The sequence below is a fragment of the Sphingobacterium thalpophilum genome (genome assembly GCF_901482695.1).
GTDB classification, from domain to species: domain Bacteria; phylum Bacteroidota; class Bacteroidia; order Sphingobacteriales; family Sphingobacteriaceae; genus Sphingobacterium; species Sphingobacterium thalpophilum.
The window spans coordinates 4,655,363-4,670,845 of the sequence record NZ_LR590484.1; the positions used below are offsets into that span (position 1 = coordinate 4,655,363).

12 protein-coding genes, 1 tRNA gene and 1 pseudogene are annotated in these 15,483 nt (G+C 42.3%); 5 read left to right on the forward strand and 9 right to left on the reverse strand.

Features of this window, described 5'->3' with window-relative positions; genetic code table 11:
• Positions 1-263 precede the first annotated feature (263 nt).
• Positions 264-647 carry a response regulator gene (locus FGL37_RS19440; RefSeq protein WP_028069470.1) on the forward strand — a complete coding sequence of 128 codons (384 nt, stop codon included), beginning with the start codon at positions 264-266 and terminating at the stop codon, positions 645-647.
• Positions 648-674: 27 nt separating this feature from the next.
• Here FGL37_RS19440 and FGL37_RS19445 read toward each other — a convergent pair whose 3' ends face one another.
• Entirely contained in the window at positions 675-1,658 is a 984-nt protein-coding gene (locus FGL37_RS19445; RefSeq protein WP_028069471.1) for a hypothetical protein, read from the reverse strand.
• A 318-nt stretch (positions 1,659-1,976) separates the two neighbouring features.
• A complete protein-coding gene (locus tag FGL37_RS19450) occupies positions 1,977-2,609 on the reverse strand; it encodes an antirestriction protein ArdA (RefSeq protein ID WP_138096963.1) in 633 nt (210 codons plus the stop codon).
• A gap of 559 nt (positions 2,610-3,168) precedes the next feature.
• On the opposite strand from FGL37_RS19450, the gene FGL37_RS25430 reads away from it, so the two are divergent.
• Positions 3,169-3,330: a hypothetical protein gene (locus FGL37_RS25430; RefSeq protein ID WP_162835070.1), complete on the forward strand. Its 162-nt coding sequence runs from the start codon at positions 3,169-3,171 to the stop codon at positions 3,328-3,330.
• Between the two features lie 26 nt (positions 3,331-3,356).
• Positions 3,357-4,154: pseudogene (locus FGL37_RS25830) on the forward strand (recombinase family protein); the annotation flags it as partial.
• Positions 4,155-4,893: 739 nt separating this feature from the next.
• Here FGL37_RS25830 and FGL37_RS19460 read toward each other — a convergent pair.
• Both FGL37_RS19460 and FGL37_RS19465 read right to left on the reverse strand, forming a co-directional pair.
• Positions 4,894-4,966: transfer RNA gene (locus FGL37_RS19460), tRNA-Lys, on the reverse strand.
• A 131-nt stretch (positions 4,967-5,097) separates the two neighbouring features.
• On the reverse strand, positions 5,098-7,017 hold the full coding sequence (locus FGL37_RS19465; RefSeq protein ID WP_028069474.1) for an ABC-F family ATP-binding cassette domain-containing protein: 1,920 nt from the start codon (positions 7,015-7,017) through the stop codon (positions 5,098-5,100).
• 60 nt (positions 7,018-7,077) lie between these two features.
• On the opposite strand from FGL37_RS19465, the gene FGL37_RS19470 reads away from it, so the two are divergent.
• Together FGL37_RS19470 and FGL37_RS19475 are read left to right on the forward strand one after the other, a co-directional pair.
• The gene (locus FGL37_RS19470; protein WP_028069475.1) at positions 7,078-8,112 is read left to right on the forward strand and encodes a quinone-dependent dihydroorotate dehydrogenase; all 1,035 of its coding nucleotides are present in this window, start codon (positions 7,078-7,080) and stop codon (positions 8,110-8,112) included.
• Entirely contained in the window at positions 8,112-8,891 is a 780-nt protein-coding gene (locus tag FGL37_RS19475; RefSeq protein ID WP_028069476.1) for a TIGR02757 family protein, read from the forward strand. Before FGL37_RS19470 ends, FGL37_RS19475 begins: the two co-directional genes overlap by 1 nt.
• Positions 8,892-8,938: 47 nt before the next feature.
• On the opposite strand, the gene gap is transcribed toward FGL37_RS19475, so the two are convergent.
• The 5 genes from gap to FGL37_RS19500 all read right to left on the reverse strand — a co-directional run bounded on the left by gap (position 8,939) and on the right by FGL37_RS19500 (position 15,482).
• Positions 8,939-9,946 (reverse strand): type I glyceraldehyde-3-phosphate dehydrogenase, encoded by a 1,008-nt coding sequence (gene gap, locus FGL37_RS19480; RefSeq protein ID WP_028069477.1) that lies wholly within the window; start codon positions 9,944-9,946, stop codon positions 8,939-8,941.
• 5 nt (positions 9,947-9,951) lie between these two features.
• Entirely contained in the window at positions 9,952-10,572 is a 621-nt protein-coding gene (locus tag FGL37_RS19485; RefSeq protein ID WP_028069478.1) for a redoxin domain-containing protein, read from the reverse strand.
• Between the two features lie 203 nt (positions 10,573-10,775).
• Positions 10,776-11,870, reverse strand: a complete 1,095-nt coding sequence (locus FGL37_RS19490; protein ID WP_051606741.1) for an AI-2E family transporter — start codon at positions 11,868-11,870, stop codon at positions 10,776-10,778.
• A gap of 295 nt (positions 11,871-12,165) precedes the next feature.
• The gene (locus FGL37_RS19495) at positions 12,166-12,360 is read right to left on the reverse strand and encodes a hypothetical protein (RefSeq protein ID WP_028069479.1); all 195 of its coding nucleotides are present in this window, start codon (positions 12,358-12,360) and stop codon (positions 12,166-12,168) included.
• A gap of 83 nt (positions 12,361-12,443) precedes the next feature.
• Positions 12,444-15,482, reverse strand: coding sequence for an AAA family ATPase (locus FGL37_RS19500; protein WP_028069480.1), 3,039 nt, complete (start codon positions 15,480-15,482; stop codon positions 12,444-12,446).
• Position 15,483 lies beyond the last annotated feature (1 nt).

Consider the following 15,483-nt stretch of genomic DNA (forward strand, 5'->3'; position numbering starts at 1 on the left):
TATTACGTTTGTTGAACCTTTTTGGCTTCACTATATTTGTATCTGAAAATATAAAAATCTTAAAGTGTTGTTACTTTAAGTCTCGATACTGAAAACTGGTAATTTTTAAGACAACGAGACGATAAGTAGGAATGCTCACGCCATAGGCGTGGGTGCTCGCTTATTCGTTGTCAGGCATACCAGTGCCCCAGTATCGGTAAGTGTAGTTGCCTGCGCTTTTTTTTAATGCAGGAACTCCATACAAAATGAAAAACTACGTCAATATGGAGACTAAGAACATAAGCCGAATTACCACAGCATTTATCAATGATAAAAGTCCAGTGATGGATTTAATACATGATGACCTCGTTGCTTCGGGGGTAGATGTTGTCTTTCGCTCTGATAACGTTGTGGATGGGATAAATCAACTGTCAGCATTAAAATCGTTACCCAATATCTGCATCATCGATCTTGATTTTTCTGATAAAGGCATCATGAAGCATTTACGGGAATTAAGAAGTCAATACCCTAAATTGAAGCTAATTGCCCATACTGATATGGATGAAGAAAAAATTATCAGAGAACTTGCGGAGCTTGGCTTTTCAAAATATCTGCTGATTGGCAATGACATGAAAAAAGCCATTGACGGGGTGGTCAATGGTAGTTAGATGAATGCTTCATACTTAATATTTGTCTTATTTTAAATGATGGAGTCTTGCTAAATATTTTTTACATATTCTTTCATCTCGTTTATCATAAAGTGATTTGCGGATACCATAATATCCTCCACCAATAATACTTAAACTTCCAAAAACTTCTTTTATATATTCTTGATTTAAAGCTTCTGAATTATGGGCTAAAGTGTAAAATGCAAGAGGTATGGTGGCGATATCAATCCCAAGTCTTATGATTTCTCTTGCTATTTCATTGAACGTATAATTGTAGTTGTCGATAAATTGCTGTTCTGAAATTCCGTTCCCAATTGAATTTTCAATTATGTCTATTTGGGAGTTAAAACTCCCAATTAAATTTCTATTCCTATTTCTAAATTCTATCAAAGTGTCAAATGGTATGTTGCCAATATTTTTAGGAATTTGCAGTTTAATTATTCCACGAATAAACTTATCACGGACATTGGTATTGGTTGACTTTATTTGGGCATAACTTGTATATTTATCGTATTCTAAATTGTCTGTAATAATACTACCATTTCTTTCAAATGCAATTGCTTTTGCGAGATGTGTCATATATAAGAAAGCAAGGCTTCTTGGTAATACAATACCATCGGCATTTCTTCGTCCAATCTTTTCGCCTTCACAAAATTCAACCCAAGAATTTGAAAATTTTTCTCCATAAATTTGGTAGTCCCAAGTATTTGGATTTTTCCAATCTCTAAAAATATTAACTCTGTTAAAAAGGAAGCTTGATTCGTAAGTTCTCTTTATAATTCTTTCAGCTTCGGAAATGGCTTTCAATGAAGCTTGTTCACCTTGATAGTACTCTGGAGAGAAAAAGTCCACCAAATCCGTTTCATTTTGAAGCTTCCGATAGTCGTTACTAATCAAATGTTGTCGGTTATATGGTATAATACTTTCGAACTTATCTAAATATAAAATTGAGAATTTTAACCATTCATTTTCAGGAGGTTCAAAATTTGGATAGTAGATGTATTTTTTCATTATTATTGCGTTTATCTGGTTGTAGTAACAAATTTAAAGAATAAAAAGCTTTCATTATCAGCAATTAATGTAAAAGTTAATCAACTACAATCTTTGGTTTCTTTGCTACTTTCTTTTTCGTCTCAACTCACGAAAGAAAGTAGTCTAATCCGAATGTAACCTATTTGAAAAATGCAGGTGTGAGGAATGATGAGGCGGAGGCATTTTACAAAGGGTTTTTCCGCTTTCCGCAAAAAGACGGTCCCGACCACCGAAAGGATCTGTCTTTTTTCCTACCGGATTTAATAAAAATGGGAACGGCGCACCGTTCCCGAAAATTCAAGAATTATAAAATACATGACCGCTATCACTCCAATAGTCACCGCTAAACAGGTCACGGGCATAAGCCTCATAATCGAAGTACGTTTTTGCAAATTCGGGCAAGTCCATTTGCTCTACCTGTTCATAGGCAAAATCTTCCTCGTCCTTGTATTCGCCGATATAGTCATCGTCAAAGTTGCTTATTAGGTCGTTTATATTCTCCTCGGACAGCTTACGGTGTCCGTTGTCGCACCATATTAGGAATGCCTCTTTTCGGGCGTCGTCCATATCTTCCAAAGCCTCCAAAATCTCAAATATGCTATCGCTTATCCAACATTCGCCGATTAATCCATTTGGGATATTTTCGTAGTCTTGGAACATAAATTCGGGGTCTTCCTCGTCATCGTGTAGCTCCCTGCAAGCGGTGTAAAACTCTTCCTTGTTCGCATAATCGGATAGCTTTAGCCATTCTCCGAAGATTGAACCGTCATTATATTTTGCGTATGTGCCGACATATACCCTTGCTTCCGATGTGTTTATTTGATGTGTCATTTCTTTACTGTTTTGAATTAAATTTTTTGATTTATTCGGCAATGAGAGGTGGTGCTGTTGTTTTGTTTCAATACCATTTTCAATGCTTGTATTCCTCATGCCTGACATTTTTTTTATTCGTGTAAAGAGTCGGTGTATGCTGTGTTTCGTTTCGGGAGCATGAAAGGTTAGTGTTTAGTAGGCACAAGGTTTTGGACAAAAAATACACCCAACGGGCTGGAGATTTTTTTCCAAACTTGCATGACCTTTTGCCTACGTTAAGAACACGGACATACCTTTGCTCCATGAAACGTGAACAACAGGCATACTCGCTTTTAGGCGTAACCAAACGTGGAAGTAATGAGGATAGCATTGCCGAAATGGTTTATCAAGAATTTAATGTTCGCCCGTACAGTAACAGGTGATTGAAGTCTGGAGTGGAACAGCCCAACCTGTGGAACGACATCTTCAATCTCCTGTTAACAATCATAGACATAAGCTCTTTTACGGTCAGTAGCGGAGCGAACGCCGTAAATGTGCTTAGGTTATTGTAACACTTTGAGCCAATCTAAGCCAAGTAATTCAACCCAAAGACACAATTCAATATCCACTCCATCAGTGTAATAAGTTTGTCTGTACGGATTAATCCGTGTGGTTAACAGGCAAAAATCAATTGAAAATGGAGAAAGAAAAAGCGAACGATTTAACACCCGAAAGAGTGGTACAAATCTTGAAAAAGAAAGGAACAGAGGTCGATATAGAGGAAGCAAAAACCATCTTGGAGTTCGTCAAAAAGATAGCTCACATTGCAGTTAACCAGTATCTAAGAGGAAAACTTTAACCCAATGAACAAGGAAAACTGTTGTGATGAGAAAGGCAGATTTATACATACGTGTATCGACAGACGAGCAAGCGGACAAGGGATATTCGCAACGTGACCAAGAAGACCGATTAAGAAAATATTGTGAGATAAAAGGTATTCCGGTAAGGGGTGTTTACATAGAAGACCATTCGGCAAAATCTTTCAAGCGTCCAGAGTGGCAGAAATATTTATCCAACCTACGCAAAACAAAGAACAACAAAGCGGGGTCAATAATATTATTTACCAAATGGGATAGGTTCAGTAGAAACGCAGGGGATGCCTATCAGATGATTAACCAGTTACGGACACATGGCGTTGAGCCTGTTGCGATAGAACAGCCCTTAGACCTTACCATTCCCGAAAATAAAATCATGCTTGCATTCTATCTCGCTTCACCGGAAGTTGAGAACGACAGGCGTGCATTAAATGTCTTTCACGGAATGCGCAGGGCGAAAAAAGAGGGGCGGTATATGGGTACTGCTCCTTTGGGATATGTCAATAAGATAACTGAGGGCAAAAAGAAATTCATAGCACCGCATGACTTTGAAGCACCCATATTAAAATGGGCGTTTGAGCAAATCATTTCCAATAACTTCAATACCGAACAGATATGGAAAATGGTTCGGGAGAAAGCCGATGGAAAAGGTCGTTTCAGCAAAAATAACTTTTGGGTAGCCGTCCGAAACCCCTTGTACTGTGGCAAAATATTCATTTCTCCCTACAAAGAGGAAAAAGGATATTTTGTCAAAGGACAGCATGAGCCATTAATCAGCGAAAAGACGTTTGCGTATGTACAGGATATACTCGATGGGAGAAAGAGGGTTGTAAAGCCTAAAATCGTGGCTATGGACAATCTACCGCTTAGAGGGTTTATTAAGTGTCCTAACCCCAATTGTAATAGGATGCTCACAGGAAGTGCCTCAAAGGGCAAGATGGGTAATTACTATTACTACTATCATTGTACTTCTTCCTGCGGAGTGCGGTTCAAAGCCGAAACCGCCAATGAGGCTTTCTTAAAACAGTTACGGTATATGTCGCCAAAAGAGGGTATGGTCGATGTTTTTATTGAAGCCTTTATAAAAGACTTCAATAACAAAACCAAAGCCCAAAACACGGAACGGGCAAATATCATAGGTGAGATTGATGTGTTGAATAAACGTTATCAAAATGCGCTTTTAAAAAATGCCGATGGAGAAATGGCAGATGACGATTTCCAAGAAGTAAAGAAATTGACCAAAGGAAAGATTGAGGTTTTGGAAAGAAGATTAAACGACTTGGCAATAGTCGGAACGGAGATAAAAGACTTGGTAGCATCCACCTTAAAAAAGGTCGCAAACATTGATAGACGCTATATAAACGGCGATATTGAGGAAAAAAGGCTTATAGTGAGTTCGATGTTCCCCGAATTTTTGGAATTTGACGGAACAAGACATCGAACTCCGAGACTAAATTCTGCGATTGCTCTTATTTATCAGAATAACAGCAAGTTACAGAGTAAAAAAAATGGGACAAGTCTATCATTTTTAGACTTGTCCCAAGAAGTGATCCCGCTGGGACTCGAACCCAGGACCCATACATTAAAAGTGTATTGCTCTACCAGCTGAGCTACGGAATCCTCCTTCTTTCTTGAACTGCTGTTCCTTGTTTGAAGTGACGCAAAAGTAGGGTTTTAATCCTGCCTATGCAAGTAATTGAGTCTATTAATCGCTTCGTTAACCTTAAAAAGCTGATTTTAAGCTTGAAAAATTAACGTTCTTCCAGTTCCATAATTTCGTCAGCAAGTTGTTCCCACTGTTTCTGGAATTGTGCCAATTCAGCCTTTGCCGAATTATAGGCCCGAGTGGTTTCCTGTAGCTTAATGGCATCTGAGTAAACGGCTTCATCCGCCAGCTTCAATTCGAGTTCCTTGACGACTGCCTCCCGATCTTCGACCTTTTGCTCCAAAGCGGCCAATTCCTTATTCTTTTTGCTGAGCAAGCGTGTTTTATCTTCTGTGGGCTCTTGTTTTTCTTTCTTGGGCTTGACTTCCTCCCTGATTTTTTTTTCGGCTTTGATCGGAGATGCTATCGCACGTCTCGCTGCCCATTCTTCATATTCCTGATAAGTACCCGGATACTCTTTGATCTGTTTATCTTCAATATACCAAATTTTGTTTGCGACATTATCCAGGAAATAACGGTCGTGGGAAACGACAATAAAGGTTCCTTCAAACTGCTGAAGTGCCTGTATCAATATATTGACCGACTGCATGTCCAGGTGGTTCGTTGGCTCATCGAGCGCCAGAAAATTCGCGTCAGCTGTGAGGGCTTTCGCCAGCGCAACCCGGGATTTCTCTCCTCCGGATAAAACTTTGATCTTCTTGAAGACATCGTCACCGGTGAACAGGAAACAACCTAAAATGGACCGCAATTCGGTTTCAGTATGTTTTGGCGCAAAAGCCTGAAGTTCTGCGAGGATAGAATTCTCCAGGTGTAATGCTTCCAGCTGGTGTTGCGCAAAGAAGGTCTGTGATACATTATGGCCATGCTCTGCTTTTCCGTCAAACTGATCATCAGTTCCAGCAACAATGCGCAATAATGTAGATTTACCTTTTCCGTTGGCCCCGATCAATGCAATTTTATCGCCTTTTTCAATAATGGCAGACGTATTTTTCAATATTTCCAGGTTTGGATAGGACTTAGAAATATTATCCAATGTGACCACGTGGCGGCCTGAGGGTTTTGAAAACTTGAAGCTAAAGTTGACTGTTGGATTATCGTCATCTACATCTTCGATCCTTTCCATTCGGTCCAATGCCTTGATCCGGGATTGCGCCATTTTTGCTTTGGACGCCTTGGCGCGAAAACGTTCGATCAGCCGCTCTTCTTGCTTGATTTTGGCCTGCTGATTTTTAAACTGATTGGCCTGCAGTTCATTTCTGAGCTCCTTTTCCTCGAGATAATAGCTGTAATTACCCGAATAGAGTGTTAGTTTTCCTTTGCGGGATTCTACCGTTTTTTTGATGATCCGGTCAAGGAAATACCTATCGTGGGACACGATGACGATGGCGCCGTCAAATGCCTGTAAGTAGCTTTCAAGCCATTTGATTGAAGGCAGATCCATATGGTTGGTAGGCTCGTCCAATAGCAGGATATCAGGTGCCTGCAATAGGATTCGCGCAAGCATAACACGCATGCGCCAGCCTCCTGAGAAGGTCGCAAGGGGGCGTTTTTGTTCTTCCTCCGAGAAACCCAGACCAGCAAGTATTTCGTGGGCTTTGAATTCCAGATTGTATCCGTCCAAGGCTTCAAATTCCAGCTGTTTATCACTTAGTTTGTTCAGAATTTCATCGGAATAATCGGTCTCCAGCTTACGAAGTAAGTCTTCGATCTCAGTATGTAACTGATTCTGGCGCTCAAATGCTTCCATCGCGACATGCAAAATGCTTTTGTCAGAATGGTAAGACAATAGGTCCTGATTGAGATAGCCGATCTTGAGATCTTTGGCCATGGAAATTGTGCCGGAAGTAGGGGTGTACTGTCCAACGATCAGCCGCAATAACGTCGATTTGCCTGCTCCATTGGCCCCGATTAAACCGACTTTGTCGCCCGGCTTGATATGCCAGTTGGCCTCATCATAAAGTGAACGAGATCCTATTTCAAACGTTAAATTATTTATTGATATCATTTCAACTGCAAAAGTACAAAAGTAATGAATATTTCTTCTTGTTTGAGTAACTTTGCGATTATGTATAAATTAGTCAAACCTATATTCTTTACCATGAATCCCGAAACGGCGCATCATAAGGTGACCAGCGGGTTGAATGTTTTCTCAAAAATCTGGGGTGCAAAGCAGCTGCTGAACGCATTCTTCACAGTCGAAGATCCCCGTCTGGAACGTGAAGTTTTCGGCCTAAGGTTTAAAAATCCTGTAGGCTTGGCTGCTGGCTTTGATAAAAATGCTGAGTATATATCGGATATGGCTAATTTAGGATTTGGTTTTATCGAAATAGGTACCGTAACACCAAAACCCCAGCCCGGAAATGATAAACCGCGTATGTTTCGCCTCGTATCAGACGAAGCCTTAATCAACCGGATGGGCTTCAATAACCAAGGGGCGGACGTTGCCGCCAACAGATTAAAAAATCTGAAAGACCGGAAGAGGCTTCTGATCGGCGGCAATATCGGGAAGAATAAGGTCACACCAAATGAAGAAGCGGTGAACGACTATATTTATTGTTTCAATGCGCTATTTGATCAGGTAGATTATTTTGTTGTCAACGTTAGTTCTCCAAATACTCCAGGCTTGCGTGATTTACAGGAAAAAGAGCCGCTCAAAAACATCTTAAACACTTTGCAGGAGTTAAACAACACAAAAATTGCACCTAAGCCTATTTTGCTTAAAATTGCGCCGGATCTAACTGATAGTCAGCTCGATGATATCGTTGAAATTGTGTTGGAGACAAAGATTGCAGGTGTAATTGCTACCAATACCACAATCTCCAGGGACGGGCTGAAAAGCCCGGTAGCGTTGACGCAGGAAGCGGGTGGCGTTAGTGGACGGCCACTGACCAAGCGTTCTACGGAAGTTATCCGTTATTTGAGCGACAAATCCAATAGGGCTTTTCCAATCATCGGAGTCGGCGGAATCCATTCGGCCAAAGATGCCATCGAAAAACTGGATGCGGGCGCTAGCCTCATACAGGTTTATACAGGATTTATTTATGAAGGGCCCGGACTGGTCGCCAATATCTGTAAAGGAATATTGCAGGCAGGACGATAATGGCAGCAGATTTTAACCTGAAGGATTTTTTGGATAAGAAGGTGGAGCAATACAACCAACCTGCTTTTATCCCCAATGATCCCATATGTATTCCGCATCAGTTTTCCCGCAGACAGGATATCGAAATCATGGGCTTCTTGGCTTCGATTATGGCTTGGGGCCAGCGAAAAACCATTATCAACAAATGCAATGAGTTAGTGGGACGCATGGACGGCGCACCTTACGACTTTGTGATCAATCATCAAGAGCAGGACCTGAAAACGTTGCTCGGTTTCCGGCACCGTACGTTTAATGATACTGACATTCTGTATTTTATCGCATTCTTTAAAGCCCATTATAGCCGTTTTGACTCGCTGGATGACGCTTTTTTGGTAGGACAGGAGACAAGTATCGAAATTAATCTTGAACAGGCACTTAACTCCTTTAAAGATTATTTCTTTTCTCTGCCTGATTATCCGCTGCGCACGCGTAAACATATCAGCAGTCCTGCACAGAAGTCTACAGTCAAGCGTATCAATATGTTTTTGCGCTGGATGGTACGGAAGGACAAAAACGGTGTGGATTTTGGTTTGTGGAACCGTCTTTCACCGAAGGATCTGATCTGTCCATGTGACGTACATGTAGAACGCGTTGCCCGCAAATTTGGGCTGATCACCCTGGACAAGGTGAACTGGAAGACCGCATTGGAACTGACTGAGAATCTGCGGCTGCTCGATAGGGATGACCCGGTGAAGTATGATTTTGCACTCTTCGGTCTGGGGGTAGAAAAAGAACTGTAAGGTATAAGACATTAAAAAAATCCCGTATGAAGGCATACGGGATTTTTTTATCGTATTTCGTCAATCTTCATCAGTAAATCCACCAAGCGGTTGGAGTAACCAAATTCATTATCGTACCAGCCTACAACTTTTACGAGCCCGCCGACAATTGAAGTCAGCTGTGCATCAAAAATACAGGAGTAAGGATTGTTGATGATATCTACAGAAACAATCGGATCCTCTGTATAATAAAGCACTTGCTTCAATTCATTTTCTGAAGCAGTCTTAAAAGCTTTATTAATCTCTTCGACGCTAGTTTCCTTCTCCAGGGTACAGGTAAAATCTGTCAACGATCCATTTAATACCGGGACCCGGATACCGGCTCCTCCGAGTTTGTTTTGTAAATGTGGAAAGACGTTGGTAATCGCCTTTGCCGCACCTGTGGTTGTCGGAATAATAGCTGCGGATGCAGCACGCGCGCGGCGTAAATCTTTATGTGGAGCATCATGTAGATTCTGATCTCCGGTCATCGAGTGAACTGTGGTGATGTACCCGTCTTTTATTGTCCAATGGTCGTCTAGTATTTTGACCAGCGGTGCGACATTGTTGGTCGTACATGAGGCATTGGAAAGAATAGGCGCGGAGAGGTCTATTTCCTGATCGTTGATACCAAGGACAACTGTAGGAATGTCCCTATCTGTCGGTGGGGCTGAGATGATGACCTGTTTCGCTCCTGCATCGAGGTGACGGGACGCTTTTTCCCGACCCGTGAAATGACCTGTCGATTCGATAATGACATCGATATTCAGGGACTTCCAGGGAAGTAGCGCCGGATCCCTTTCGTTAAGGACCAGAATGGCTTGTCCGTCCACGATAATGTGATTGTCATCATGGCTGACATCACCAGAAAAAGGGCCGTGTACGGAATCGTATTTAAATAAATGGGCTAAGGTTTCTGTATCGGTCAGGTCGTTGATAGCCACTACACGTAGCTGGTCCGACGCTTTCCGTAGCGAAATGTTGCGCAGCGTGTTTCTGCCTATCCGGCCAAATCCGTTTATCGCGATGTTGAGCATGGCGGCTATTTATGAAACTGAGCGATTGCTTCGTTAATATTTTTTTCCCCTTCCCAGTGTGCTTTCAATTTTCCGTCAGCACCATAAACATAGTTGGCCGGAAACTGTGACGGCACATGGATGCTCTGAATGAATGTTTGATCTTTGTCAATCAGCACTTCGACGTTTGACGATTTGGATAATTTTGGAGCAAAGGAGTCGAAAAAGCCTAATACCAATGCCGGATCGTTCATGGAGATGTAGAAGATATTGATGTCTTTGAGGCGCTCGATATTTTTCTCCAGTTCAGCAGCTTCATGCTGGCAATGGCTACATCCGGGATCGAATAGGATAAATATGGTGTTTTTATCTTTCGCCAGATTTTCGTTGGTCACCCGTATGCCTGAGCGGAGCTGATAGAAAGCAAAGTTAGGGAGAATCGCTGCCGGGCCCGAGGACGGCGTTGACGAAGTCTGTCCATGGTCATGGTCTGCATGGTCGTGTCCGGTATGGTCATGATCTCCCGAACTACTTTCCTGCGCCGTACCAGACGCAGTATCCTGCTTTTGGCTTCCCGCGTTGTTACATGAATAAAGCATACCCGCCGTAAGCGCAGCGGTTAATCCTAAAATTATTTTTTTGTTCATAGACTACGTTTTGTTTTCATCCGTTTCGGGATTTAATTTTTATCAGCCTTGCATCAGTATTCTCCTGCAAAAAGCCGTTTCTTAGCTTGGCCGTTGGAAGCTCAAAACTATAAAAAAAATAGAATTAAGCGGTAAGCAATCTTCAGTTATGACAGTTTGCTGGTTATCTTTACGGCAAATAGCCTTATAGAGGCGTGCACTGTTTATTTCGTGCTGTCGATAATGTCCGGCGGGCTGGTCGGTTCTGTCAAGGAGGTGGACTGTATGATTTCCGGTGTCCCCCGTCCAAATTCGATGCTATATACTTTAAGTAGTACACCGACACAGGATAGGATTAGGGGACCGAATATTAAGCCCAACATACCAAATAGATTCAGTCCCAGCAGAACGCCAAAAACGGTGATCAGCGGGTGTACATCGCCTAGCTTCTTCAATATGGTAAAACGAAGTACGTTGTCAATACTTCCGATGATAATAATTCCATACAAAGCCAGACCGATCGCGTTCCCTGACTGACCGTTGGCCAGCAAAAATACTGCGGCGGGAATATACACGACCATAGTTCCCAGTATGGGGATAATGGTAGATACCGCGGTCAAAATGCCAAGAAAAATAGGGTTCTCCAGACCAAAAAACCAGTAACCAATTCCTGCGACTACCCCTTGACACATCGCCAGGATCGGAATGCCTATTGCGTTTGACTTCACCATCATGTCAAACTCCTGCCATAGTTCGGCTTTGCTGGTCGTAGAAAATGGAATGGCCCTGTAAATAGTTTGCTCAAGCTGCTTACTGCTGACCAACATAAAGTATAGCACGAATAGCGCAACCAGTGTGTTGACACCTACTTCTGCAACCGAATTGAGGATATTTGGAATAAATTTGGCCGCACGCTGCAGCGCACCCATTAATGCCGAATCAGACAGGTCGATATTACTGAGGTAAGGGTTGTCTTTAAAATAGGTCTTTATGGAATCAAATTTCTGTATGATTTCATCTTTGTTATTAATGACATCGGTCACTTGGGGGACCATATAGTTGATCAGTAGGTAAAGCGGGCCTACCAGAAAGATAAGCGTTAGCAGGATAAGTAGCAGACTTGCCAGCGACTTGTTCCATTTGCGCTCTTCGGTGAGTTTAAAATTCACTTTGCGAAACAAAATGTATAAGGTCACTGCGCCAAGAAAGCCCGGAAGATAATAGAATAAACTGGTGAATATCAATATGCAGATCAGCAGGATGATAATGATGAGCATAATCTGATTGATCGAATTGTTGTTTATTTGTTTGTACTTCATCTGTTTATATCACTATGAGGTTGTTGTGTGTGTTATCGTATGACAATATTTTTATAGAAAAGTTTTATATTGTTAAATTAAACTTCCTTTTTTATAATTTCAATGATTTTTTGATATTCTTTTTGTCTTTGGGTAAAGTTTCCAGCTGACATCCATGATATGGCCTCTTATATATCTTTACCTTGCCGCTTGCAGCTGTGAAGAGGGGGCCAAAGGATGGGCGATCCCGGAGAGAGGTAGGGGATAAACGGAGTAATAGGGTAATGTATTTAAAGTCACTTTGCGCCGGCCAATTTTAATTCTGATTCTGCGGCATAAGAATCTCTTTAAGGATATGGAGTATATCGTATTGTTTGACTAATAATGTCGAATGCGTACGTATTCCCTCTACATTGCCTTTACCAGGACCTGAGCCAACGACCGTTTTGCTCGTCTTATGAAAAAATGGATGAGACCCTTTCCCTTTTCGATTGTTTGAAAATAAGCCCATAATCTTCGTTTTTTGGTTATAGAGGCAACTGTATCGAAGACTGCCTCTATAACTAAAATACTAAATAACTTTTACATGATCAACTAATTAATGAAAATCTGGCTGCCATGTTCTTCGTCTTTTTCAATGGAAAGTGAAATCGGGATGCGCTCTTTCAATTCTTCTACGTGGGAGATGATGCCGACTATGCGGTTTTCCCTCCGAAGCTCCAGCAAGGTTTCGAAGACAATATTGACAGAGGCAATGTCTTGGGTGCCAAATCCCTCGTCAATAAAAAAGAAGTTTTTACTGGCCCGTGTGTTGGACTGTACGCTTTCTGCCAGTGCCAGAGCGAGACTTAGGGAGACCTGAAAGGCTTGGCCTCCGGACAGCGTTTTTACACTACGGCTTTTGCCTTCATTAAGATAGTCGATAATTTCAAAATCATTGTTATCATTGATCTGCAGGCTGAGCTGATTGCGGGTCATACGGTGAAAACGGATGTTGGCGTGATCACATAGCTGTCGTAGGTAGATAGAAGATACATATTGGACGAAACCTGCTCCCTTGAATAAATTAAACAGCTGTTTTAAATTATCATTACGCAAGCTTAATTTTGCTTGTTGTTGTAGCAAAATTTTCTTTTTTTCAAGAGCTGCTTCCAGTTGGAGGAGTTCTTGCCCGGACCGTGCAACCTGCTCGGTGAGCAACTTCAATTGTTGCAGGGCTTCCCCAGCGGCTGTTTGCTGCCGCTGAAACAACTCGTCATCATAAACTTGGTCCGCCAGCTTTTTCTCCAGCTGACTGATTTGTGCTTTCGTTGTCTCCACTTGGATCTGAAACTGTTCGAGTTCTGCTCTGATCTTCTGAACGGGCAGTTCTTCTGCAAGTAGCGCTTTGATTTCTTCGATACTTTCGAAAGCTGAGCTCTGAAGCAGCAGCTGGATATTATTCGCTAATTGTTGCCTTTCGTCATTGATTTTGGCCAGCTGGTCACTGAGCGCCAGCATACGGCTATTTTGTGCAGCAAGTTCACTATTGGCCGCGTTTAATCTGTTGGATAATGCTGTATAATCCTGCTCTAAACGCAAATTGGAAGCCTTTAACTGTTCATACTCATTTTTTACCGTCGCCTGCTCTCTGGATCGGTAATCTGACCAGGACAGCAACTTTAAGTTATCCAAATTTTGACTGATCTGTGCCTGTTTTTTCGCCTCATCGACTTCAAATTCACTTAATTTTTTGTTGTATTTTTCCAGCTTTTCTTCAATGTCTGCTAAGTTCTGCTGTTGCTTGACAAGCAGTTGTTCGGCATTGCTGATCTGGTTTTCTATTGCTGCAAGCTGTTGTTTTTTAGCTAAATACCCAGCGTAGTCTTCACTCTTATAATTCGGCCAGATAAATTGCTTCAAATGATCAGATTTGCTGTTATGGACAAGCTGCAGTTTGCGCTGAATTTCCGTAGATTGCTCCTCTAAAGCCTGTAGACGGAACAGCAGTTTACCGGCCTGAAATTTTTGTTCAGTCTTCAGCTTGATCAGTGCATTGATTTCCGTAGCCAAGCGGTTGTTTTCGTTAAGCTCTTCGGTAATATCGTCGCCAATAGCCACAGCGGGGTGATCAAGCGAACCGCATAGGGGACAAGGGAATCCATCAGCTAGGTCTGAGGCAAACTGGGTTAGTCTTTGTTGCAGTAATAAATGCGCTTTCTCGTCCTGCAGTTTGCTGGCTTTGGTTTCGAGTTCCATCAATGTGCGCTGATAATCAGCTTCCAGGTCTTCGCTATTGATCGGCAGCGCTTCCTGTTCCTCCCGCAGGACGCTTATTGAGGTCGCCAGCTCATGATATTGCTGGGTGAGTTCCACTTCCTGCTGCAGGATGTTCTGTTGTGTCGTATACCATTGACCCACCGCCATCAACTCGTCGACCGGGGGTCTGGACCTTTTCAGCTGTTCAAGCATGGCTTCGGTCTCCTGAATCCTGGATTTCCATTGCAGCTGCTCTTGCTTGGCCTCCTGAACAAAACTCCGCCCTTTTTCCGCACGTTCTTTTAGTGTTTTAATTTCATCCGAAAAGACCAGCAGTTGTAGTATCAGCTCCAGGTCCAGTTCACTTGTGCGCCGTTGCGGCAGAAGGTCGTACTGAGCTCTGAGTTCGGCAAGTCGATCGGATAACTCCTGTGTCTGTGTTTGCGTTGCTTTCCATTTTGCCGTTGCGGCCTGTAGCTGCTGGTATTGCTCCTGATTTTCCTGATCTAACTTCTCTTTTGATTTAATCAGGTGAAAAAAAGTAGCATGCGCCGCTTCATAACGCATCACGTGTTTACGCAAATCTTCTTTTGCTGTACGTTGCATGGAAAGTTCCTGAAATATATCTTTTATTCTCTCCAGTTCCAGAAAGTCTTCTTTTAGGCTTTTCAGGGTCTGATACTGCTCTTGAATAACTTTATTTTGCTGCTCGGCAGCTGCAAAGGCCTGCTGTTCTTCCTGTAATCGTGCGCGTGTTGTCTGGACATGTTCATCGGTGATACCTTCAAATCCCAGCAACTGACCATTGAGCTGATCCAGTTCGGACTGATTATTTTTATAAAGAAGGGAGACCTTATCCTGCAGATCGAAGCGGTGAAGCTGGAAGATCTCTTTCATCATATCTGTACGTTCTTTAGCTCCCAGTTCTATGAATTCCTTAAACTGTCCCTGAGGAATTATAATTGTCCGTTTGAAATTTTCATAGCTCAATCCGATGACCGCTTGGACGTTGCTGCTTTCCAGCGGGATCCATTGTCCTTCGATCTGTTCGTATAAGATAACTGTCGGAGACTTGACATCCTCAAAATTTCTAGAATTGCGCTTAAATTCCCTTGTGACCTTGAATACACGATTTTCAAAGTTGACAAAGTCAAGCTCGATATAGGAGCGGTTGGATTTGAGATTCATCATATTATACGCGCGTTTGTCGCGCGCATTGAGTCTTTCAGTCTCACCATACAGGCCGTAGGTAATAGCCTCCAGTAAGGATGATTTACCCGAACCTACCGCACCAAAAATACCAAATAGGCCAGCCTCCGACAGTTCGCTAAAATCGATGGTCTGACGTTGTTGGTAAGAGTATAAGCCTTCTACAATTAATTTTAATGGAATCATG

Bases quoted from the DNA above. Each gene is read 5' to 3' on its own strand.
- FGL37_RS19490 (WP_051606741.1), bottom strand. From the start codon at position 11,870: ATGAAGTACAAACAAATAAACAACAATTCGATCAATCAGATTATGCTC.
- FGL37_RS19445 (WP_028069471.1), bottom strand. From the start codon at position 1,658: ATGAAAAAATACATCTACTATCCAAATTTTGAACCTCCTGAAAATGAA.
- FGL37_RS19495 (WP_028069479.1), bottom strand. From the start codon at position 12,360: ATGGGCTTATTTTCAAACAATCGAAAAGGGAAAGGGTCTCATCCATTT.
- FGL37_RS19450 (WP_138096963.1), bottom strand. From the start codon at position 2,609: ATGAGGAATACAAGCATTGAAAATGGTATTGAAACAAAACAACAGCAC.
- FGL37_RS19465 (WP_028069474.1), bottom strand. From the start codon at position 7,017: ATGATATCAATAAATAATTTAACGTTTGAAATAGGATCTCGTTCACTT.
- FGL37_RS19440 (WP_028069470.1), top strand. From the start codon at position 264: ATGGAGACTAAGAACATAAGCCGAATTACCACAGCATTTATCAATGAT.
- FGL37_RS19475 (WP_028069476.1), top strand. From the start codon at position 8,112: ATGGCAGCAGATTTTAACCTGAAGGATTTTTTGGATAAGAAGGTGGAG.
- FGL37_RS25430 (WP_162835070.1), top strand. From the start codon at position 3,169: ATGGAGAAAGAAAAAGCGAACGATTTAACACCCGAAAGAGTGGTACAA.
- gap (WP_028069477.1), bottom strand. From the start codon at position 9,946: ATGCTCAACATCGCGATAAACGGATTTGGCCGGATAGGCAGAAACACG.
- FGL37_RS19485 (WP_028069478.1), bottom strand. From the start codon at position 10,572: ATGAACAAAAAAATAATTTTAGGATTAACCGCTGCGCTTACGGCGGGT.
- FGL37_RS19470 (WP_028069475.1), top strand. From the start codon at position 7,078: ATGTATAAATTAGTCAAACCTATATTCTTTACCATGAATCCCGAAACG.
- FGL37_RS19500 (WP_028069480.1), bottom strand. From the start codon at position 15,482: ATGATTCCATTAAAATTAATTGTAGAAGGCTTATACTCTTACCAACAA.